This window comes from uncultured Sphingomonas sp., from assembly GCF_913062585.1.
Classification (GTDB): Bacteria; Pseudomonadota; Alphaproteobacteria; order Sphingomonadales; family Sphingomonadaceae; genus Sphingomonas.
On record NZ_CAJXWX010000016.1, the window covers coordinates 24,630 to 45,935 of the forward strand.

At 68.0% G+C, this 21,306-nt stretch carries 13 protein-coding genes; 1 reads left to right on the top strand and 12 read right to left on the bottom strand.

All coding sequences use genetic code 11. The annotated features are described in order from the left end of the window. Positions 1–2: 2 nt before the first annotated feature. Positions 3–2,336 (top strand): TonB-dependent receptor, encoded by a 2,334-nt coding sequence (locus QZ546_RS11650; protein WP_294237523.1) that lies wholly within the window; start codon positions 3–5, stop codon positions 2,334–2,336. Here the strand turns inward: QZ546_RS11650 and QZ546_RS11655 are convergent. The 12 genes from QZ546_RS11655 to QZ546_RS11710 all read right to left on the bottom strand — a co-directional run bounded on the left by QZ546_RS11655 (position 2,293) and on the right by QZ546_RS11710 (position 21,302). Then, on the bottom strand, positions 2,293–3,210 hold the full coding sequence (locus tag QZ546_RS11655; RefSeq protein WP_294237526.1) for a glycosyltransferase family 2 protein: 918 nt from the start codon (positions 3,208–3,210) through the stop codon (positions 2,293–2,295). The genes QZ546_RS11650 and QZ546_RS11655 overlap by 44 nt on opposite strands. Beyond that, positions 3,207–4,118: a polysaccharide pyruvyl transferase family protein gene (locus tag QZ546_RS11660; protein WP_294237529.1), complete on the bottom strand. Its 912-nt coding sequence runs from the start codon at positions 4,116–4,118 to the stop codon at positions 3,207–3,209. The genes QZ546_RS11655 and QZ546_RS11660 overlap by 4 nt, the downstream gene beginning before the upstream one ends. Next, entirely contained in the window at positions 4,115–5,191 is a 1,077-nt protein-coding gene (locus QZ546_RS11665; RefSeq protein WP_294237532.1) for a glycosyltransferase, read from the bottom strand. Before QZ546_RS11665 ends, QZ546_RS11660 begins: the two co-directional genes overlap by 4 nt. Then, on the bottom strand, positions 5,188–6,102 hold the full coding sequence (locus QZ546_RS11670) for a galactosyltransferase-related protein (RefSeq protein ID WP_294237535.1): 915 nt from the start codon (positions 6,100–6,102) through the stop codon (positions 5,188–5,190). Before QZ546_RS11670 ends, QZ546_RS11665 begins: the two co-directional genes overlap by 4 nt. Next, the gene (locus tag QZ546_RS11675) at positions 6,099–7,238 is read right to left on the bottom strand and encodes a glycosyltransferase (RefSeq protein ID WP_294237538.1); all 1,140 of its coding nucleotides are present in this window, start codon (positions 7,236–7,238) and stop codon (positions 6,099–6,101) included. The genes QZ546_RS11670 and QZ546_RS11675 overlap by 4 nt, the downstream gene beginning before the upstream one ends. Further along, positions 7,235–9,250 (bottom strand): HAD-IIB family hydrolase, encoded by a 2,016-nt coding sequence (locus QZ546_RS11680; RefSeq protein WP_294237542.1) that lies wholly within the window; start codon positions 9,248–9,250, stop codon positions 7,235–7,237. Before QZ546_RS11680 ends, QZ546_RS11675 begins: the two co-directional genes overlap by 4 nt. 128 nt (positions 9,251–9,378) lie before the next feature. Then, positions 9,379–10,431 (bottom strand): patatin-like phospholipase family protein, encoded by a 1,053-nt coding sequence (locus QZ546_RS11685; protein ID WP_294237544.1) that lies wholly within the window; start codon positions 10,429–10,431, stop codon positions 9,379–9,381. 96 nt (positions 10,432–10,527) lie between these two features. Further along, complete coding sequence (locus QZ546_RS11690) at positions 10,528–12,438, bottom strand: alpha-L-fucosidase (protein ID WP_294237546.1); 1,911 nt, start codon at positions 12,436–12,438, stop codon at positions 10,528–10,530. A gap of 23 nt (positions 12,439–12,461) precedes the next feature. Then, complete coding sequence (locus tag QZ546_RS11695; RefSeq protein WP_294237549.1) at positions 12,462–14,774, bottom strand: GH92 family glycosyl hydrolase; 2,313 nt, start codon at positions 14,772–14,774, stop codon at positions 12,462–12,464. Then, a complete protein-coding gene (locus tag QZ546_RS11700) occupies positions 14,765–16,195 on the bottom strand; it encodes a glycoside hydrolase family 125 protein (protein WP_294237552.1) in 1,431 nt (476 codons plus the stop codon). Before QZ546_RS11700 ends, QZ546_RS11695 begins: the two co-directional genes overlap by 10 nt. Further along, positions 16,192–18,708, bottom strand: coding sequence for a glycoside hydrolase family 3 N-terminal domain-containing protein (locus tag QZ546_RS11705; protein WP_294237555.1), 2,517 nt, complete (start codon positions 18,706–18,708; stop codon positions 16,192–16,194). The genes QZ546_RS11700 and QZ546_RS11705 overlap by 4 nt, the downstream gene beginning before the upstream one ends. Then, positions 18,705–21,302, bottom strand: coding sequence for a glycoside hydrolase family 2 protein (locus QZ546_RS11710; protein WP_294237557.1), 2,598 nt, complete (start codon positions 21,300–21,302; stop codon positions 18,705–18,707). Before QZ546_RS11710 ends, QZ546_RS11705 begins: the two co-directional genes overlap by 4 nt. Between the last annotated feature and the right edge of the window lie 4 nt (positions 21,303–21,306).

Below are 21,306 nucleotides of genomic sequence, written 5' to 3' on the forward strand. Positions count from 1 at the left end.
CCGTGGCCCTTCTCGTCGCGCCGGTCGCAGGCCAGGCCCAGGGGCCGGTAGCAGGGGCCGCCCATCGCATCATCCTGCCGTCCATGCCGCTCGACGCGGCGCTTCGCGAACTGGCGCGGCAAGGCGGGATCACCATCGTCACCACCGATGACCGCCTGCGACAGCTGCGGTCCCGCGCGCTGACCACGACGGCCAATCCGGCGCGTGCCTTGACGCAATTATTGCGCGGCACCGGCTATCGCTCCATCGTGATCGACGCCAGCAGCTTCCGGATCGTCGGCAGTCCGCGCGCCGCGCAGCCGAAGCCGCTGCGTGCCCGTCCGCGTCCGCCGCCGCCACCGTCTCCGGCGGGCAATGCGCAGGACATCATCGTCACCGCCAGCAAACAGGGCACCGAACTCGCCCGCTATCCGGGCAGCGTCTCGGTTATCGGGCGCGGCGTCACGCTGCCCGGCGGGTCGATGGACCTCAGCGACGTGGCGGGCCAGACCCCCATCTTGCAGACCACCGCGCTGGGGCCCGGCCGCAACAAGCTGTTCATTCGCGGCATCGCCGACAGCAGCTTCAACGGCGCGACCGAAGCGACTGCCAGCCTGTATCTGGACGAGGTGCAGATCGCTTTTGCGGGGCCCGATCCGGGGCTGAAACTCTATGATGTCGGCGAAATCGAGATCGCCGAGGGGCCGCAGGGGGCGCTCCACGGATCGGGGGCGATCGGCGGCATCATCCGTGTCACCTCGAACCCGGTGTCGCTGGTCCGCGACGGCGGACGACTGGAATGGGGCGGCGCGCTGACCCAGGATGGGGCGCCGGGCAACGATGTCGCGGCAGTGGCCAACAAGGTGCTGCTGCCGGGCACGCTGGGCATCCGGCTGGTCGGCTATCACGCCGTCGACGGCGGCTATATCGACAACAGCCGGACCGGCGAGCGCGCGATCAATCGCGTGCTGACCAGCGGCCTGCGCGGTACGCTGCGCTGGGACGTCGGCGATGGCTGGCGCGCGGAACTGGGGGGCGGCACCCAGTCGATCGTGTCGCGCGACGCGCAATATGTGATGAGCGAGGACGAGCTGGTCAGCCGCGCCGCCATCCGCCAGCCGTCCTGGAGCGATATGAATTTCGGGCGGCTGGTCCTGTCCAAAAGCTGGTCGAACGGCTTGCAATTCGTCTCGGCGACGGGCATTGTGGGTGGCGCGTCGTTCGAGCAGTTCGACGCCAGTGTCCTGGGGCCGCTCGCATCCTATCAGCTGACGGGTAGCAAGACGCTGTTCTCGCACGAGAGCCGCCTATCGCGACGGTGGCCGGGCGGTGGGTCTTGGGTGGTCGGCATCAACATGGTGTCGGACCAGTCTGTGATGGGGCGGTCGCTGACCGTGCGACAGGGCGTCCGACCGGTCATCGGCGTAACGAACCTGACGCGCAGCGGGGCGATCTTCGGTGAGGCGACCTATCCCATCACCCATGCCCTGTCGGTGACGATGGGCGGGCGTGTCACGGCGGCGCGGGTGGACGGCGAACCGTCGATCACGCCGCGCTCGAACAATTTCGTCCGGGGCCGCTCGACCACCCGCGTCGACCCGACCTTCGGTTTCTCCTGGCTGCTGGGCGACAACTGGACGTTGTTCGGCCGCTACCAGTCGGGGTTCCGGACCGGCGGTCTGGCGGTGGCGGCCGGGGTCGGGCGGGTCGCGAACTTCGAATCCGACTCGATCCACATGGCCGAGCTGGGCGTCCGGCGCGTGCGTCGCGGGCAGACCGGACTCTCGGCCTCGTTCAGCCTGTCGCGCGCCGCCTGGACCGCGATCCAGGCCGACCTGCTCAATCGGAGCGGACAGCCCATCACCAGCAATATCGGTGACGCCTATATCGACGCACTGGAAGGCTGGGTGGAGTGGGTGCCGCAGCGCGACTGGCACCTGACCGGCGCCTTGTTCCTGACCGACAATGAGGTGACAGGGTCGACCGCGGCGCTCAGCCGGGCGCGCAACCGTCGCCTGCCCGAGACGCCGACCGCGTCGGGCCGCCTGGGGCTGGTCCGTGACTTTCGCCTGGGTCCCGTCTGGACGCTGTCCGCCAAGGTCGAGGCGGCCTTTGTCGGCCCCTCTGTTCTGGGCGTCGGCGATATGTTCGATGTGCGCCAGGGGGGCTATGGCTTCGGCAATCTGGGCCTGACCGCGCGCCATGGCCGCTATTCGCTGGCGGCGACACTCGACAATGTGCTGGACGAGCGGGGCAATCGCTTCGCCTATGGCAACCCGTTCCTGCTGGGGCGGCACAACGTGTCGACGCCGCTCAGGCCGCGGACGCTGGGCCTGCGGTTCGGCGTCGACCTGTAAGCGCGCGACCGGCATAGGCGATGAAGCCCGCCAGCACATGGCGCAGGCGAAAGGCGTGGAAATGCGGGATGCCCGCCACCGGCCCGGCAAAGCGCTTGGTAAGATGGCGCACATCGCGCGCGAGCCAGCGGGGGGCCCGGCGGTCCTGCCCGATATATTTGGCATAGAGCGCCCCGTCGCCAAACCCGTACCCGGCGAGCAAGGCGATCCCCTCGGCTGGCTGGCGGCGGCCATGATGATGGTCGACGACGAAGCCGGGGTCGTAGAGCAGGGGAATGCCCATCGCCTGGGCTCGCAGCAGGAAGTCGGTATCCTCCGCCGACCGAAAGGGCGCGCCCGCCCCGAAACGCGGGTCGAAGGGCCCGACCCTCTTCTGGACCTCGGCATGGAAGGCCAGGTTCGCGCCCATGACGAAGCCGCCAGGAAAGGCGTCCGCCGGGCAGCGCATGGGATGATCCTCCAGCTTGATCGTCACGGGCAGGTCCGCGGGGTCGCCCGGCAGGATGCGTCCGCCGATAATCACCGGCGCCGGGTGTGCGGCGAAGGCGCGGGCGAGACGGTCGAAATAATCGGGGTGCAGGATACAGTCGTCATCGGTCATCGCGACGATCCGCCCGCGCACGGCGTCCAGGGCGCGGTTGCGGGCGCGGGCGAGGCCGGGCCTGGGCTCGGCCAGAAGGCGTACGGCGAAGGGGCGATCGGTCGCCCATCGCCGTACCATCGCCGCCGTCCCGTCGGTCGAGCCATTGTCCACCACGATCAGCTCGATCCGGTGGGGGGCGGCCCGTTCCGCCGCCTCGGCGATCGAGGCGAGCGTCGCGCCCAGGCTGCGAATGCGATTGCGGGTACAGATCAGCAGGCTGATCTCGATCATCCGGCCACCATCGCCGCCGCCTCGGCCGGGGACGCGGCCTGTCGGACGGTGGGGCTGTCGCGGGTCCAGGCGGCGATATAGGCGCCGACCTTTCCATAATCATTGTCCAGCACGACATGGTCGATGCCGAGGAGCAGCGACAGGATATGGCCGTGGAGCCGGTCGGTCACGACCGTTTCGCCCAGGGCCAGCAGGTTCAGGCCGCGTGCGACCCGTTGCTGGGCCCGCTCGGTGGGATCACGCGCCGTCACCGGAGCTTCCTCCAGCCAGTCGCGTACCACGGCACCAGGCAGGGCAAGGAGCGGCGTATCGTCGCGCTCTGCGCGTTCGGTGTCGGTTCGCAGCAGCAGGAGGTGGCCACACTCGGCCGCGCCGGGGCGGGGCAGGGGGCCAAGGCCGAAGGCGGAGTCCGGTGCCAGCGTGACGGGGCAATCAACATGGCGCTCCGCCAGCATCTGGCTGGGCTGGTCGCGGACATAGAGGTGAAAGTCGGGATGGCGCCCGGCCTGCGCCGCGAAGCGCGTGCGATGGGCGGGATCGCGGAAATGGATCGACTGGGGCAGTTGAACGATCGGGCGATCGGGAAAACGCTCCAGCAGATATTCGCGAAACCGCTGATGATGCGGCCATATATCGCCCAGATTGCCGCCCCCATGGATCAGGATCGGGCCCTCGGGACAGGCGGCGCGGAAGGCTGCCTCGTCGAAATCGTCCCAGCGGGAGACATAGGCCGGGGCACCCGCGCTGACCGCGTGGAGGAGGGCGATCTCGCCCAGCCAGATGGCGCTGTCGCCAACATTGGCATGATCGGGAAAGTCGACCAGCGCATAGGGCTCGCCAGCGCGGACGTGACGGCGATAAAGGGCGAGCAGCGCGTCGCACTGTCGGGCGATGACGGTCCCGCTCACGCCGCCATGGCGTCCGGCCGGGCCGCGCGAACCTGGGCATAGAGCGCCTCGCACCGGTCGAGCCACAGGTCGCGGGCAAAATGCGCCTCGACGCGTCGGCGGGGAACGGCGCGCGGAATCGCCATCGCCTGCCCGATGGCCTGGGCGAGGGCGACGACGTCCCCTGGCGGAGCGACGATGCCCGCCTCGCCCACGACTTCACGGGCGGCGCCCTGGTCGAAGGCGGCGACGGGCAGACCGCAGGCCATCGCCTCGATCGCGACCAGCCCGAACGGCTCATCCCAGCAAGGGGTGAAGAGGAACACCGAGGCCTTACCGAGTTCCTGCGCGAGCGTCGTGCCATCCAGATGCCCGCCATAGCGGATCGTACCATCAAGCAGCGGGGCGACCGCCGCCGCATGATAATCCGGATCTTCGATCGCACCGAACAGGGTCAAGGGAATGCCCGCCGCCCGTGCCGCCTGTATTGCCAGATGCGGCCCCTTATTGGGGGTGATCCGTCCGCACCACACCGCCTCGCCATTGCCCTTTGCGACAAATGGCCAGGCGGCGGGGTCGATAGCGTTGTGCAACACCGAGGCTTCCGGTGGCGCGCCGTTGGGCCACCAGGCCTTCATCTGGCTGGCGGACGTCACGGTCAGACGGTGGGTCGGCGATGGGCTCGTCCGCACGAAGTGATGAAGTGCGTCATAGGGTGGCACATGGAGCGAGGTGACGGTCGGCACCTGCGCGGTCCGGCGCGGCTCCAGGGGAAAGCGGTGCAGGCTGTTGTTATGCACCACGTCGAAGCCGCCACGCGCGATCCGGTCGCAGGCGGCGGCGTAACCGGCATCGACATGCGCGATTAGCTCCGGCTTGCCGTGATGCTCGGCCCAAGGGAAGACGGCCTCGTAATGGACGGGCAGGACCGGGTCGATTGTGAAGCGCGGGTCGCTGTCGCCGCTGGCGAACAGCACCACCTCATGCCCGCGCGCCACCAACCCCTCGGCCAGATACCAGCCATGCGCCTCCATGCCGCCCAGAAAGGGTTGGCGGATCGGCTGGCGGACATGCGCCAGCAGCGCGATTCTCATGCCGCGACGCGGGGCTTGCCCGCGCGTTCCTCCAACAGGCGGATGACGCTGGCGGTATTGGCATAGGGTTGGTGACTTTGCTGGCCGGTCAGTGCCAGATCGTCCGCGTCCGGTCGGCGCAGGATGCGGATGGGACGACCCGGCGTGTCGTCGATCAGGCCCATCAGGCGAAAGGCGTGCAGCCAGTGGCCCATGGTGCGATAGCCCCATTTCGCCTCAAACAGCTCGGCATTGCGGACGACGCTGTCGATGTGATGGACCGGCGGCATGTGATGGGGGTGATATTGGTGATAGGCCAGTCCGCCCTTGATCCAGGCGATCGGCACGCCCGCCTTATCGACGACTTTGCCGAAATCGGTATCCTCGCCGCCATAACCCGCATAGCGCTCGTCGAAACCGCCGGTCGCGAGGAAGGTCGCGCGGCGCATCGCGAAGTTGAGCGACCAGAAGCAGCGATAATCCGTGCATCGCTCGACCCCTTGCGGCGGCGGACCGCGTCGGTCGGAATGGCGGACCGCGACCTCGGCGAATTGTTCGTAACGCCAGTCGCCCTGCGTCGCGCCGCCGGGCAGGTACATCACCTCGCCCATCAGCAGTCCGTCCATCTCATCCAGACAGCGGTCGTAATCGGCGAGCAGATCGGGCGTCGGGATGCAATCCATGTCGAGGAAGACCAGATTGTCGCCGACCGCGGCTTTCGCCGCCGCATTGCGCGCGGCAGCCAGTGGCAGGCGCGGACCGGTCAACATCATCTGGCGGACGGGAAAGGGCGCCTCCGGAAGGTCATAGGGCGTGTCCTGAATAACCGCGACGATCAGCTCGGCAGGCAGCATCGTCTGGCGGCTGAGGCCAAGGACGACATTGCGCAGATGATCGGGGCGGCCCCCGGCGAGCGTGACGACCGAGATCATGAATGGGCTCCGATGGATGGGGAAAGCGGGGCGGGTTCGATGGGCCACAGCCGGTGGGCGAGCGCCTCCAGCCAGTCGGCGGCCATCTGTGCCGGGCTGTCGGCGATCATCGCGCGCTGGATGGCGGGGCGGTGCTGGCCAAGGGTTTCGGCGAGTGCGGCGGTCCAGGCCTGGGCGGAGGAGGGCAGGTGCGGGCGGACACAGGCGACCCCGGCGGCCACAAGCGCCTCGGCCTTGCGGTGCTGCTCGTCGAAATAGCGCCATTCGGGGATGGCGAGCCAAGGACGGGCGGCGGCCAGGACCTGCTGGCAGGTGGTGTTGCCGGTCGAGGCGATGACCAGATCGGCGGCGGCGACATGATCGGCGGCGTTGTCGACCCAGCCGCGATGCTCGATATTGCCGGGCTCGGTCGCGTGCCAGTCGCGGACGATCGGGCCGATGGTGATCCAGCGGGCACCCGGGCGACTGCGCGCGCCGACGCCGAGCGGCGCCTGGGCGAAGCCGCCGCCGCCGCCGCCCGACAGGACCAGGATCATCTCCTCGTCCGCGCCCACGCCGATCCGCTGGCGCGCCAGCTCGCGCTCCGGCACGCGGGTATCGACGCCCAGGCCGCCGGCGAAACAGGTCTTCGCGCGCATCGCGGCGTCCCATTCGGGCTGGGCCAGCGCTTCGTCGAACGCGGCCAGCAGCCCCGCTGCGCCGTCATAGGCTGCGCGGTGCCCCGGATCGCCGCGATCGCCATGCTGCAGGATCTTCACATGCGGAACCGAACAGATGCGCGCGAGCTGCGCGATCTCGGCTGATACGTCGCAGATCATCAGCGCGGGGTTCGCGGTGTCGAACCAGCGGGCGATCACCGCCATCGCATGGCGGATACCGGGCCAGCCGAGCGGCGCGCAGTGCAGCGTGTCGGGGGTCGGCACCATGTCCATGCCGGTCGCCTCCATCCCGGTCGGCTCGAACAGCGAGGGGATGACGATCCGCTCCACATGGGGTGGCAAAGCGGGGAAAATATCGTCGCGCGCGCAGAAGATCGTGACCGGGCGCTCGGGTGGCAGGGCGTTGAGGATGGCGGCGCAGCGCTCGGCATGGCCGCGCCCCTGGTGATGGACGAAATAGCCGAAGGGACGGCTCATGCCGCGCTGGCCCGCGTCGCGGCGGGGGCGGTCAGGCCTAGCCGGTCGAGCCCCTCCAATACGCCGTTCGCATGATGGCCATCGGTGCGGATCAGGCCATCGCGTGGCACCAGCCCGTCCAGCTCGTCGCTGGCATTGCCGACGACGATGGCATGGCCGCAGTCCTCCAGCATGTCGACATCGTTGCCGCTGTCGCCCGCCGCGATACAGGCGCCGAGCGGCAGGCCCAGGCGCCGGGCATAGGCCGCCACCGCCGCCGCCTTGCCGCCCAGCGGGGCCAGCACGTCGATCAGCTTGCCGTGCGAGAACACGGTCTTCGCCGCCAGTCCCTGTTCGGCCAGCGTTTCGCGTACCCGTGCGGCGTCCTCCGCAGTGCCGAAATAGCTGACCTTGTGCGGGCCCGCCGTATCGCGCGGCTGGGGGCGCAGGCGGAGCGGCTTCAGCGCGGCGACCACCGCCTTGCGATCCCAGCCCTGGTTCAGGCGCGCGGAAAAGTCCGGGCATTCCTGCCACCCGCGCTGGCTCTTCAGCATGATGCGGGTGCCGACATCGGTGATGAAGGCGTCGGGTTCGGGCAGTCCCCATTGCGACAGGATGGCACGCGCCATCGAGAAGCAGCGCCCGGTCGCGACGACGAAGGGCAGGTCGCTGCCCTGGCGCCATTGGGTAAAGGCGTGGGCGCCGACCCGGCAGCCGGTCAGCGTATGGTCGATATCGCTGGCCAGCAGGCCGGGCGCGCGGGGCAGCCGGGCATAGAGCGCGACGGACTCGGCCGCATAGCGCGTCCAGTCGTAACGGCCTGCCCCTTCGCGCCCCGCTGCACTCATGCGGGCATGGCGTTCGGGATCGGACAATATGGCTAGGCAGGCCGCCGCGATCGCCGCTTCGTCGCGCGGCTCGACGAGCAAGCCATGGCCGAGCGCGCCGACGATCTCGCTGGGCCCGCCATGCCGTGTCGCGACCACCGGCGCCCCCGCCGCCGCCGCTTCGATCAGCGTCAGGCCGAAGGGCTCGTGAAGGGCCGCATTGACGAAGACGCCACCCTGCGCCGCCCGGTCATAAAGGGCAGCGACGTCATGCCCGTCATGGGCGGGCGGCAGCGCGAAGCGGCCCTGAAGGTCGGGGTGGCTGGCCAGCGCCTGCAATTCCCCCAGCACCGCGCGTTCCTCCGGCGAGCCGGGACCGTCATGCTGACCCGCCAGGATGACCAGATTGGCGGCATCCCGCAGCGCGGGCGAGGCGGCATAGGCGCGGGCCAGCGCGGCCAGGTTCTTCTTGGGCACGGGGCGCGCGATGGCGAGCAGAATGGGCTTGGCCGGATCGGTGAGGTGATCGCCCAGCCGCTCGACGAGATGGGGCTGACGCGGCGGGCTGGTATCGCGGCGGGGCACGCCCGGTGCGATGCGGTGGATGCGCCCATCGACCGGCACGCCATAGCCGTGCACCTGTCGCTCGGCCTCGTCATGGGTCGAGACGATCAGGGCATCGGCCTTGGCAATGGACTCGCGCTCGGCGGCGATCCGGCCGTCCAGCGTGGGGGAGGCGCCGTGATGCCGCGCCTTGTCGATGCCCAGCGCATGGGGCGTGTAGACGAAGGGGATGGCGAAGCGGCGCCGTGCCTCGGCCGCCACGGCGGCGGCGTCGGAGAAATGGGCGTGGATCACGTCGGGAAGCCGGGGCAGGCGGGCGAGATGCGCGCAGAACGCTTCGGCAAAGGCGTCCAGTTCCTCCGCCAGCGCCTCCTTTTCCAGATAGCGCCGATCCTCGGTGGCGATGCGGTCGATCGTCAGGTTGTCCGTCAGACGCTCGCTGGCGCGGGCATGATCGAGGCCCAGACCGGCGCCCTCGAACAGGCGGGTGACGATGGATACTTGATCCACGTCAATATTCATAGCCTGGGCATGGGCGGCGTCAAGGATATAGGCGATATGGCCGCCCGTGTCGGCGGTGATGCCATAGTGAACGGGTGGTGATTTCAGGCAGCCGCCAAGCGCCAGATGAAGGATAAACAATCTCGCCCCTTTCGTTATGGAGCGATAACGTCGGTTATATTGATTGTGTCCCGACGGGTGCCCAAAAGATCGGCGATCGGAACGCTTTGCCTCTGATCTTGATGCGCATCAATATTTGGGCGATCGGGTCAATCGCGTATCGCTTCCTCCGGCAGGCCGTCGAAGGAGGACGCATGGCCCAGGGCATCGCGATGATCGGCCAGCCATGTTTCGGCCTGGGCATGGCCCAACTGGCGCAAATCCTGAAGCACCGACCAGCGCGTATCGACCTTGCTGGTGCCCGAGCGGCCCGCCAGTTCGGGCGGCGGCGACAGGAGATGCAGGTTGACCCGTGCGATGGCGCGCATCCGCACGTCGCGCGACCGCTCGCTTCGCGCGATATCCTGGATTTCGGACAGCGCGCGCAGATCGCGGCGCAGGCAGGCGTTGAAGCTGATGTCGCTGACCCGTCGCATGACGTCACCCACCGATCCACCGACATCCTCGACGGTGAAGGGCGTGATCTGCACCACGATCATGTCGGTCGCGCCGATCGCATCGGTCAGCAGCGGCTCCAGCGCGGGGTTGGCGGTGAAGCCGCCGTCCCAATATTGCTCGCCATCGATCTCCACCGCCGCGAACAGCTCGGGCAGGCAGGCCGAGGCCATCAGCGCGTCGAGCGTGACGTGCTCGCCGGTGAACAGGCGCGCCGATCCGCTGGCGATATGCGTCGCCGCGACATGGAACGGCACGTCGGTCTGCCGCGCGAGCAGGTCCAGGTCGACGCTCGCCTCGACCGCGCGGCGCAGCGCACTCATGTCGCGCACACCGGGCAGGAAGGGCGCGACATAGCGGCTGGAGAGCTTGGCGATGTCCAGCGATCGCCGTAGCAGCGATTCGTAGAACGGGCCGCCCAGCGCGCCGACGTCGAGCGGGGCGAGCGGCGATGCATCGGCGACGGCCCGCCACAATCGCTCCAGCGCGGCGCGTGCCCCGGCATGTCCGTCCGCGACATAGCCCGACACCAGGGCCGCGCCATTGACCGCCCCGGCGCTGGCGCCGCTGACGCCGACCAGCTCGATATCCTCATCGAGCAGCCGTTCGATCACGCCCCAGCCATAGGCGCCGTGCGCGCCGCCGCCTTGCAGGGCGAGGGCGACGCGCGGTCTGGCTTTCCGTTTGGGATCGAGACGGTCGGTCATGGCGTACCTCCTTCTGCGTCGTGCCATGTTGCAACGCACAAGAGGCAAATGCCATCCCGTCGCGGCGAGAAAAATCGTCGCGACGGGGAGCGGGGGTCAGCGTTTGGTGAAGCCGCCAATCCCCGCAATCGCCAGCTTCTGGGCGGGCTTGGACATGTCCGCGAAGGTCAGCCGCAGATAGCGGACCGGACGCACGCTGGTGAAGGGCAGGCGCTGGGTGGAAAGGGCATAGGCGATGTTGGAGAACTCGCCCGAACCCGCCGAGACCCAGGTCTTTCCGTCGGTGCTCGTCTCCGCAACGTAACCGCGCGGCGGGGCGGCATCGACCATGACCTGGCGCGAGGGGGTCAGGCTGAACCCGGCCACGTCACGGACCTGGCCCATGTCGACCGTGACGCTAGCGGGCTTGCCGGGCGTCGGCGCGGGCTGCGTCCAGATGGTCTTGGCGTCGTTGTCGAGCAGCTTTTCCGCGCCTGGCGCGCTGGCCGAAACAATCGTCCAGCCACGCGTGTCGAGGACGGTCGGGTCGCTTGAGACGATGGCGGGCACGGGAACAGGCGCGACGCTCCTGAACAGCGAGACCTCGCTGATCGCCGGACAGACCGGCGCGTCGACGATACGCAGGCGGACGCGGCGGGTGGTGATGGGGGCGGGCAGGCGGATGATCCGCTGCGCGCTGATACACTCATGCTCGGCGAGCTGCTGCCACCGGCCGTTGACGTCGGCATCGACCGCGAAGCGCGTGACGCGGACGCCGAGCGGCAGATATTCGCGGATGCGGATCAGGTCGAAGCTGCGGCCCGGCGGCAGGTCGAGCGTCAGGCTGGGCGTCGTCACGCCGTCCGGCGCGGACCAATAGGTATCGCGCTGGCCGTCCAACACCTTCGCCGCCTCATACCCCTTGCCGCGTACATGGCTGGCGCGTGCGACCGCGCCTTGCGCAAGGTCGGTCGCGAAGCTGGCACGGATCGCGTCGCCGAAGCTCTTCAGGATCTTCACGTCCTGATCGGGGATGCGACCACGCCGGTCGGGCGGCAGGTTCAGGTTCATGTTGGTGCCGCGCGCGACCGAGGTGTCGAAATAGCCGACCAAATTCTCCGGCGAGCGGACCTTGGAATCCTCGTCCGCATGATAGAACCAGCCGGGCCGGATCGAGGTGTTGGTCTCGGCGGGCCACCACAGCGGAGCCCCGCGCACGCCGGAGTTGCCCTCCGACTGGACGTAAGGGTGGTTCGGCATGGTCGGCCAGCAGGGATCGCCCGCGATACCGTCCTCATTGCCGACCCAGCGAATGTCCGCACCCAGCGGATCGAAGGTGCAGGCCATGGGCTGATACTGGTGGACCAGCGCGATGATCGAGGGCCAGTTATAATATTTGGGCGCGTCGATCTGCCGCGTCTCGCGCGCGCCGCCATAATAGCCGTCGCCGCCATTGGCCCCGTCGAACCAGAATTCGAACAGCTCGCCATAGCCGGTGCACAGCTCGACCACCTGCTTGCGGAAATACTCCACATAGGACGGGTGCGCGTAATCGGCGCGGTTGCGGTCCCAGGGCGAGAGATAGATGCCGAAGGCGAGCCCCGCGCGCTTGCACGCGTCCGACATTTCGCGGACGATGTCGCCCTTGCCGTCCTTGTACGGCGAGTTGCGGATGCAATGCTCGGTCAGCTTGGTCGGCCACAGGCAGAAGCCGTCATGGTGCTTGGCGGTAAGGATGATGCCCTTCAGATTCCCCGCCTTGGCCGCTCCGACGATCTGGTCCGCGCTGAAGTCGGACGGATTGAAGGTCTTGGGATCTTCGTCGCCATAGCCCCATTCCTTGTCGGTAAAGGTGTTCATGGCGAAGTGGATGAAGGCATATTGCTCGCGTTGGTGCCAGCGCCACTGCCGCGCCGAGGGTACCGCGCCATAAGGGGCGGGCGCGCCCGCGCCCTTTTGCGCAAAGGCGGGTGCGGCGGAGGCGACGAGCCCGGAGGCGAGGACGGCGCGGCGGGAGAAATCGGTCATGATCGGGTCGGCTCCGGGAGAAATCAGGCGGGGCGATGGTCGAAGGAAGGCGGCCGATCCTTGGGATCGCGACCATAGGCGCGGTTGGGCTCGGCCCCCATGGTGAAGGACAGGGTGCCGCCCTTTGCCAGCGTGGCATGGTCGATCCAGCTCTTCGTCCAGGGGCGACCGTTCCACGTCACCGACTGGACATAGGGCGTGTCGGGGCGATTGCCCTTGGCCTCGACGATCAGCGTCTTGGTTCCACCCAGCGAGACCTGTGCCCGCTCGAACAAAGGACTGCCCAGGACATAGGCGCCGCTGACCGGATCGACCGGATAGAAGCCGAGCGCGGAGAACAGGAACCACGCGCTCATCTGGCCGCAATCGTCATTGCCGATGATGCCGTCGGGCGCGTTCTTGTACATCTCGGTCAGCAGGCGGCGGACCATCCTCTGGGTCTTCCACGGCGCGCCGACATAGGCATAGAGGTACGCGACATGCTGGTCCGGCTCGTTGCCATGCGCATATTGCCCGACCAGCCCGGAAATGTCCGGCGGCGCGTTTTTCGGGAGCGTCGAAGGCGCGTTGAACAGGCCATCGAGCTTCGCCTCGAACTTGGCGTCACCGCCCATGTGGCGGATCAGGCCATAGACGTCATGCTGGTTCAGGAAGGTCGCCTGCCAGCCATTGGCCTCGGTATAGTCGCGCCACCAAGGCTTGGGCATATGGCCCAGCTGGATGGGGTCGTAATCCTTCCACCAGCTGCCATCGTCGAAGCGGGGGCGGGCAAAACCGATCGACGGGTCGATCACGTTACGCCAATTGCCCGACCGCTTGAGCAGCCGGTCGGCCTCCGCCGTCTTGCCGATCCGGCGCGCGATGTGCGACGCGGCCCAGTCGTCATAGGCATATTCCTGCGTCCGGCTGACGCTCTCGAACCATTTGTCGGCGGGGACATAGCCCTTGGCGTCATACAGGTCGCGGCCCTTGCTATTGTCCAGGTCGGGCGCGGAAAAGTCGAAGCTGCGCTTGGCGATACCGGGCCAGGCGGCGGCATAGTCGGCGGGAATGCCCTTCACCATCGCCTCGGCCATGATCGGCGTGCCGTGCCAGCCGATCATGATGCCCGTCTCCTTGCCCTGGAGCGTCCAGACCGGCGGGCCGTACAGGCTCTGTTGGGTCTGACGGATGACGTCCTCGATCAGCTTCTTGGCTTGGGCCGGCTGGGTCAGGATCAGCCAGGGGTGCAGCGCGCGGTACGTATCCCAGGTGGAATAGGTGCTATAGGCCGACTGCCCGGCAGGGAGGGTGTGAACCTGCCCGTCCAGCCCGACATAGCGTCCGTCGACGTCCGAGAAGAGCGTCGGCGCGATCAGCGTGTGGTAATTGGCGGAGGCCATGATCACCTGCTGGTCGATGGTGCCGCCTTCCACGTGAACTCCGAAATTCTTATCCCACCAGCGCTCCACGGCGGCCTTGCGGATACGCTCGAAATCCCAGTGATTGGCCTCGGCCGCCAGGTTCGCCTTGGCCCCGGCGACATCGACTGCCGAGATGCCGCAGCGGATGAGCAGCGGCGCGTCGCCCAGTTCGTCGAAGAACAGGGCGGCCTTCAGGCGGTTGCCCTGGACCTGCGTGCCGTTCGCAGGGGCGTCGCCGTCACCGAACAGCTGGATGCGGCTGGGCCTCTTGGACAGCTGCATCGCAAAGAAGATGCGCCGCCCCTTGGCCCAGCGGAACACGCGGCGGGTGCCGGTGATCGTGCCGTCGGGCTCCACGCTGATCTCGGCGTCGGTGATGAGCGGCTTCGCGTCGCTCTTGTCGAGGACCAGATGCGACAGGTCGACCAGGACATGCCCCGGCCCCTTGGGATAGGTATAGCGATGCCAGCCGGTCCGCTCGGTCACGGTCAGTTCGGCCAGGACGCCGGACTCCAGCTTGACCCGGTAATAACCCGTCGTGGCGTGCTCGTCCGAATAACGCTGGCGATAACCCGCATCCGGGTCCGACAGCGGCCCCGGCACCAGCTTCAGCTCCCCGCGCGTCGGCACGACCAGCACGTCGAGCATGTCGCCGATGCCCGTGCCCGACAAGTGGGTGTGGCTGAACCCCATGATCGAGCCGTCGCCATGGTGATAGCCCGAGCAAGTGTCCCAGCGTTCGACATCGGTGTCGGGGCTCAACTGCACCATGCCGAAGGGCAGGACCGCGCCCGGATAGGTGTGGCCGTCGCCGCCCGTGCCGATGAACAGGTTCGGCAGAACGGGAGGGATGTCGACGCGAGCGGCGAGCCTGTCGAGCGGCAGGGTGGCGAGCGCGGTTCCGGCAAGGAGTGATCGGCGGGTCAAAACCATGCGAACGTCTCCCGCAAAACTTCCGGCCTGGTGGCCGCGACATGGACGATCAGTTCGCCGAACAGGCCATTGGCCCAGGCGAACCAGTCGCGTGTGAACTTGGCGGGATCGTCGATATCGACCCCTTCGTGAATGAAGCCGGTATGCCCGTGCGACCGCCGGATCATCGCCAGGCTGTCGCGCAGCAGAGCCGGATCGGTGGAGGTCAGTGCACGGGTGATGACCGACATCGGCCAGACCTGGCCGGGGCCGGTATGCGGGCTGCCGATGCCGCTGATCGCGCGGCCCTCGAAATACCAGGGGTTGTTCCGGCTCCAGCAGGCGGCGACGGTGCGCTGCCACAGCGGATCGGCCGGATCGACGCTCCCCAGATAGGCGAGGCCCGACAGCGAGGGCACATTCGCGTCGTCCATGAAGACGGCATTGCCATACCCGTCGACTTCATAGGCCCAGACCCGTTCGCCGCTCGGCAGCGTCATCGTGCCGAACTGCTTGAGTGCGGCGTCCACCTCGGCGGCCAGCGCGGTCGCGTCCTGCGCCAGCGCAGGCTCGCCGACTGCGTTCGATAGCGCGGCCAGCTCGCGCAGGGTCGTCATCGCGAACAGGTTGGCGGGGATGAACTGCTCGTACAGGCACGCATCGTCCGAGGGGCGGAAACCCGAATGGATCAGCCCATTGGGACGCGTCGGCAGGCCGTATCCGCGATAGAGCGTCTCGGTCGGCTCGGGCGCCGAGCGGCGGAAGCGATAAGGGCCGAGGCCGTCCTTTCGCTGCTGCTCGCGGAAGGTCTTCACGATCAGGCGGGCGGAGGCTTTCCATTCGACGTCGAACGGCGTGGTGTCGCCCGTCTCGCGCCAATAGCCATAGGCGAGCCGGATCGCGTAGCAGAGCGAGTCGATCTCCCACTTCCGCTCGGCGACGCCGGGCTTCATCTCGGTATCGTCCTTCAGCGCCCAGCCGAGGTTCGTCCTGGCATTCGGGTCCTGCATGAAGGCATTGGCGTACGGGTCGATCAGGATCGACCGCGCCTGCCGCCCGATCAGCCCCCGGAACAGCCGCCCCAGCGCCGGATCGCGCTTCACCAGATGCAGATAGGGCCGCAGCTGCGCCGCCGAGTCCCGCAGCCACAGGCAGGGAATGTCGCCGGTGATGACGAAGGCGTCCGGCTTGCCGTTCATCTCGCCCAGCGCCAGCACCGTGGTGTCGAGCGTGTTGGGATAGCAGTTGCCGAACATCCAGCGGAGTTCGGGATCGGCGATCATCTTGGAGACGCGGGTGATCTCCGCCTCGACCGCCTTGGATATGAAGCGGCGATCGGCGACGGGCGGGCGCTTGCTGACGAAGCCCGGCGCGGCGGCGAAGCTGGGGGTGGCGGCGAGGGCGGCGGCCCCCGCGATCACCTGACGGCGGCTGGGCGTCACTTGGGCAGGTCCTGCGCCTGGCCCGTGACGGTGAACTGGGTCCAATGCCCCGCACCGTCGCCCGGCTGGCCACCGCCGATATAGAGCTTGTAGGTGCCCGGCAGGATGCGGCGCGTGCCATCGCGCCAGACCTGGCTCATCAGGCGCGGGTCGATCGTGAAGCGCGCGGTGCCCGCCTGGCCGGGCTTCAGCGCGACACGGGTGAAGCCGACCAGCTGGCGTTGCAGCACCGGGTCGGTCAGCACCAGCTTCTCGTCGGTCGCGGGCGGGACCAGATAGGCCTGCGTTACCTCTTCACCCGCATGCTGGCCGATATTGCGCAGCTGCACCGCAACCTCGACCGGCTGGCCTACCGCGACGCTGGCGGTCACGGTCGGCTGGCCATAGTCGAACTTCGTATAGCTCAGGCCGTGCCCGAAGCCCCAGGCGGGCTTGCCGGTGAAGTAGCGATAGGTGCGCTCCTTCATGCCGTAATCGGCAAAGGCGGGCAGGTCGGCGGTCGACTGATAGATGGTAACCGGCAGGCGGCCCGACGGGTTCACGTCACCCGCCAGAATTTCGGCCAGTGCCGTGCCGCCCTCGGCACCCGGATAGAAGGCCGCCAGCGTCGCCGCGGGCTTGAAGTCGCCCAGCGACACCGCCGAGCCGGACATGACGACCGCGACCACCGGCTTGCCGGTCGCCTGGAGCGCGGTGAGCAGTTTGCGCTGCGGCTCGGGCAGCACGACCTCGGTCCGGTCGCCGCCTGCAAAGCCGGGGACCGAGACGCCCAGCGCCTCGCCCTCCAGATCGGGCGATAGGCCGACGACCGCGATCAGCACATCGGCGGTCCCGGCGACCTTCAGCGCCTCGGCGGTCAGCGCTTCGGCGGGCGGCAGCCATTGCAGGCGCAGGCCCTCGTCGCCGCCTTTATGGTCGATCTCGACCCGGATACGGCGCGGGGCCGAACCGTCGATCATGGTTTCCAGTTTCTTGCCGCCGATCACATCGTCCACGACCAGCTGGTCGTCGATATAGAGCTTCACCGCGTCATGCGCGGGGCAGGCGTGCCAGCAGGCGGGACCGTCGAGGCGGAGCTTATATTGGCCCGGCCCCGGCGGGGTCAGCGTGCCGGTCCAGCGACGCTGGAAGGGCGCAGTCTTGGTATAGTTGAAGTCGATGCGGCGGTCCTGACCGGCGGCGGTCCACTGGCCGTTCGCACCCATGGTCTCGACCGTCAGGCCGGGCTTGCCGTTCGCCGACAGCGCGGTTTCGGGCACGCCGACAAAGGCTCCCTCGGCCAGCACCGACCCTTGCGCATAGCGGACATCGCGGCCGAACTTGGCGCGGATACCGTCGAGCGGGGTAACCGGGTTGATGGCGGTGCCGTGATAATTGCCCTCCAGCACGCCGAGATCATCGGCATCCGCGCCGAACACCGCGAGCGTCTTGCCCTTGAGCGGCAGCATGTCGTTCGGATTGTCGAGCAGGACGATGCCCTTGCGCGCCGTCTCCAGCGCCAGCGCACGGTGGGCGGGGGTGCCGACCTCGCTCGCCTTGATCCGGTTCCAGGGGGAATCCACGGTCAGCATGTGCCGCACCGCCAGCGCACGGGCCAGCGCGGTGTCGATCTCGCCCTCGGTAATCAGGCCGCGCTCCACCGCCTGCGGCAGCGAGAGATAGGCCTTGCCGCAATTCAGATCAGTGCCCGCGCGCAGCGCCGCCGCGGCGGCGGCCGGCGCGTCGGCCTGGGCATGGTGGAACATCCAGATATTGCCGACTGCATCGCAGTCCGACACCACCAGCCCGTTAAAGCCCCAGTCGGTACGCAGCCGCTGGGTCAGCAGCATCGGGTTGGCGCAGACCGGCGTGCCGTGGATCGCGTTGTACGCGCACATCAGCGACAGCGCCTTGCCCTCGGTCACGGTCGCGCGGAAGGCGGGGAGATAGGTCGCCTCCAGATCGCGCGGGGAGACCATCACGTCGAAGCTGTCGCGCCCGCCCTCGGGCCCCGAATGGACGGCGAGATGCTTGACGGTCGCGATGACCTTGGGGTGCTTCAGGTCCGGGCCCTGAAGTCCGCGAACGAAGGCGATGCCGATGCGGCTGGTGAGGAAGGGATCCTCGCCATAGGTTTCCTGGCCACGGCCCCAGCGCGGATCGCGGAAGATGTTGATGTTGGGCGACCAGATGGTCAGCCCCTGATACAGGCCGCGATCGGCATTCAGCGGCTGGCTGTTGAACTTCGCGCGCGCCTCGGTCGCGACGACATCGCCGACCTTCTGGATCAGTGCGGTATCCCAAGTCGCGGCCATGCCCATCGCCTGCGGGAAGACGGTCGACGGCCCGTTGCGCGCGATGCCGTGCAGCCCCTCGCTCCACCAGTCATAGGCGGGCAGGTTCAGCGCAGGCTCGGCGGGCGCCTCGTTGACCAGCTGCGCCGCCTTTTGCGCGACGGTCAGCTTTTGCGCTTCCGGTGGGAGGGCGGGGGCAGCGGCCTGACCGGCGGCGGCAAGGAGAAGGAAGGGGATCACTGGGCGTCCTTCGGACCAAGGGTGTAGATTTTAAGCTCGCGCGCCAGGGTAGCGGCATCCGCATCGCTCTGGATGGTGAGCGTGATGCTCTCGCCGGGCAACAGGTCGAAGCCGTCATCGGAGGGCTCGGCGGGGGTGGTGCCGAAATTGACCTGCACCTGCCGCGCCAAGTTGCGCGCGGTCAGCGTCAGCTGCTTGCCCGCCCAGCGCGGGGTGATGCCGGGCGCCGGGTATGTCATGTCGCGCGGGACCTTCCGCTCGACGATCTGGCGCGCGATGACCTTGTCGCCGTCGAACAGCTCGGCGACGGCATAGCTCGCCTCAGGCGCGGCGCCCGCGAACAGCGTCGCATCGGGGATGGTCGCAACATCGCTGGCCGAGGCGGCGGCCATGGTCACGCTGCCGCTTTGAGAGCCGAGCTTGCGGCCGTCCATGGCATAGCCGGTGACGCGCCAGCCGAGCGGTTTCGGCGTCGTGGCGTCGGAGATCAGCGCGATCCGCGTCGCGCCGGGCTTAGTCTCCGCCACGATCGTCTGGGGCGCGAAGAAGCGGCGCGCCTCGTGCTGGAGCATCTTGTCATGCCCGGTCCAGTCGATGCTCGACCAGCTGATCGCGGGCCAGCTGTCGTTGAGCTGCCAATAGAGCGAACCCAAAGTCACCGGTCGACACGCACGGTGGTGTCGCGCGGCAAGGCCGATGGCGCGCGCCTGCATCGCCTGGGACAGATAGACCAGATCGGCAAAGTCGCGCGGATCGCGCAGATTCTGCTTCAGGTAGAAGGTGATGCGGTCATTGCCTTCGCCGCTCAGGAACTTCTGGTGTGCCTTCATCACCGGGCTGTCGATGCGGAAATCCGCCGGATCGGCAAAGGTCGCGATGGTCGACAGGTCGGGGAAGGCCTGGAAGCCATATTCCGACATGAAGCGCGGGCAGCTGTCGGTATAGCGCTCGACCGGCTTGGAGCCCGACCAGACATCCCAGAAATGGCGGTCGCCATTCTTGTCGGTGTCGGTCGGCCCTTCATAATCGGTCGAAGGCGAGCCGGGCCAATAGGGGATGCCGGGCGAATTCTTCACCACCGCATCGCGCAGTACGCGGTCGAACAGCACCGCCATGCCGGTGCCGATCCGTTCCTGCTCGTCCGCACCGACCGCCTTCTTGAATGCCTTGCGATCCGACCAGTTTTCCCAGCCCGACAGCACCTCGTTATTGCCCGCCCAGATGACGAGTGAGGGATGCGATTGCAGGCGCGCGACCTGTTCCTCGGCCTCGATACGGACATTGTCGCGGAATTTCGCATCGGGCGGCGTGACGGCGCCGCCGAACATGAAGTCCTGCCAGACCATCAGGCCCAGTTCGTCGGCGGCGTCGTAGAAGCTGTGCTCGGGATAATAGCCGCCGCCCCAGATGCGGACGATATTCATGTTCGCCGCGACCGCCTTTTCCAGCATCTGACGCTCGGTCGTGGCGGCGACGCGTGCGGGGAAGGCGTCGAACGGGATGACGTTGCTGCCCTTGGCGAAGATGATGTTGCCGTTGACCTTCAGCCCGAAGCTGCCGTCTTTCCGCACCAGCTCGACGGTGCGCAGGCCGGTGCGCTTCTCGACCGTATCGGCACCCGCCAGCGCCGCGTTCACGGTGTAGAGCGGATGCGCACCGAAGCCGACCGGCTGCCAGCGCTGGGGCTTGGCGATCGACACGGGGACGACCACGTCATTCTCCCCCGGCTGGAGCGCGACGTCGCGGCGGACCCGGATGCGCTTGCCGTCGGGGCCGGTGACGGTCACGTCCATGCGGCCGGTCTGCGCCCGGTCCGCGACGACCGAGGCGCGGGCGAGGATGCGCGCCTCGGCATCGGTCAGCGCCTCCTGCTCGATGCGGAGGTTGTCGATGCGCGCGGCGTCCCATGCCTCCAGCCGGGCGGGGCGCCAGATGCCGATATCGACGATGCGCGGTGCCCAGTCCCAGCCATATTGGTATTTGGGCTTGCGGATATAGGGAGAGGTCTGAACGCCCTTGGGCTCATCGCCATAGGGGGAGTCATATTCGCCGGGCAGCGGATGCTTCTCGGCCAGCACCATTGGCTGGAGCGTCTTGATCGGCGAGGCGAAGGTCACGACGATCTCGTTCGCGCCCGCCTTCAACAGCGGCTTGGCATCGGCCCGCCAGCGGCGATGGGCGTTGTCGGCGGACAGGAGCGGCTGGCCGTTCACGCTGACCGTCGCGAAGGTGTCGAGCCCGTCGAACACCAGGTCCAGATGATCGCGGCGGAGCATCTCCGGCGTGACGTCCAGCGTCGTGCGATATTGCCAGCCGGTCAGGCCCGCCCATTGGATCGGGGCCTCGTTCGCGCCCTTATAGGGATCGGGGACGATCTTCGCGGCGATCAGGTCCTGCTGCACGCTGCCCGGTACGGTCGCGGCCAGCCAGGTCGCCGCCTGCGGATGTTCGCGCGCGGCGGCGGCATCCTGCGGGTCGATCCGCACCTGCCAGCGGTCGAGCGTCGCCACCGTCTTCGGTGCGGCCAGCGCGGGGGCCGCCATGGGCAGGGGGAGGGCGAGCGCAGCCAGGATCAGGCCGAGACGATGTTTCAAGACG

What these genes read in the sequence shown, in the direction of transcription:
- QZ546_RS11655 (WP_294237526.1), bottom strand. Translation starts at nt 3,210, where the DNA reads ATGATCGAGATCAGCCTGCTGATCTGTACCCGCAATCGCATTCGCAGC.
- QZ546_RS11665 (WP_294237532.1), bottom strand. Translation starts at nt 5,191, where the DNA reads ATGAGAATCGCGCTGCTGGCGCATGTCCGCCAGCCGATCCGCCAACCC.
- QZ546_RS11670 (WP_294237535.1), bottom strand. Translation starts at nt 6,102, where the DNA reads ATGATCTCGGTCGTCACGCTCGCCGGGGGCCGCCCCGATCATCTGCGC.
- QZ546_RS11675 (WP_294237538.1), bottom strand. Translation starts at nt 7,238, where the DNA reads ATGAGCCGTCCCTTCGGCTATTTCGTCCATCACCAGGGGCGCGGCCAT.
- QZ546_RS11685 (WP_294237544.1), bottom strand. Translation starts at nt 10,431, where the DNA reads ATGACCGACCGTCTCGATCCCAAACGGAAAGCCAGACCGCGCGTCGCC.
- QZ546_RS11690 (WP_294237546.1), bottom strand. Translation starts at nt 12,438, where the DNA reads ATGACCGATTTCTCCCGCCGCGCCGTCCTCGCCTCCGGGCTCGTCGCC.
- QZ546_RS11695 (WP_294237549.1), bottom strand. Translation starts at nt 14,774, where the DNA reads ATGGTTTTGACCCGCCGATCACTCCTTGCCGGAACCGCGCTCGCCACC.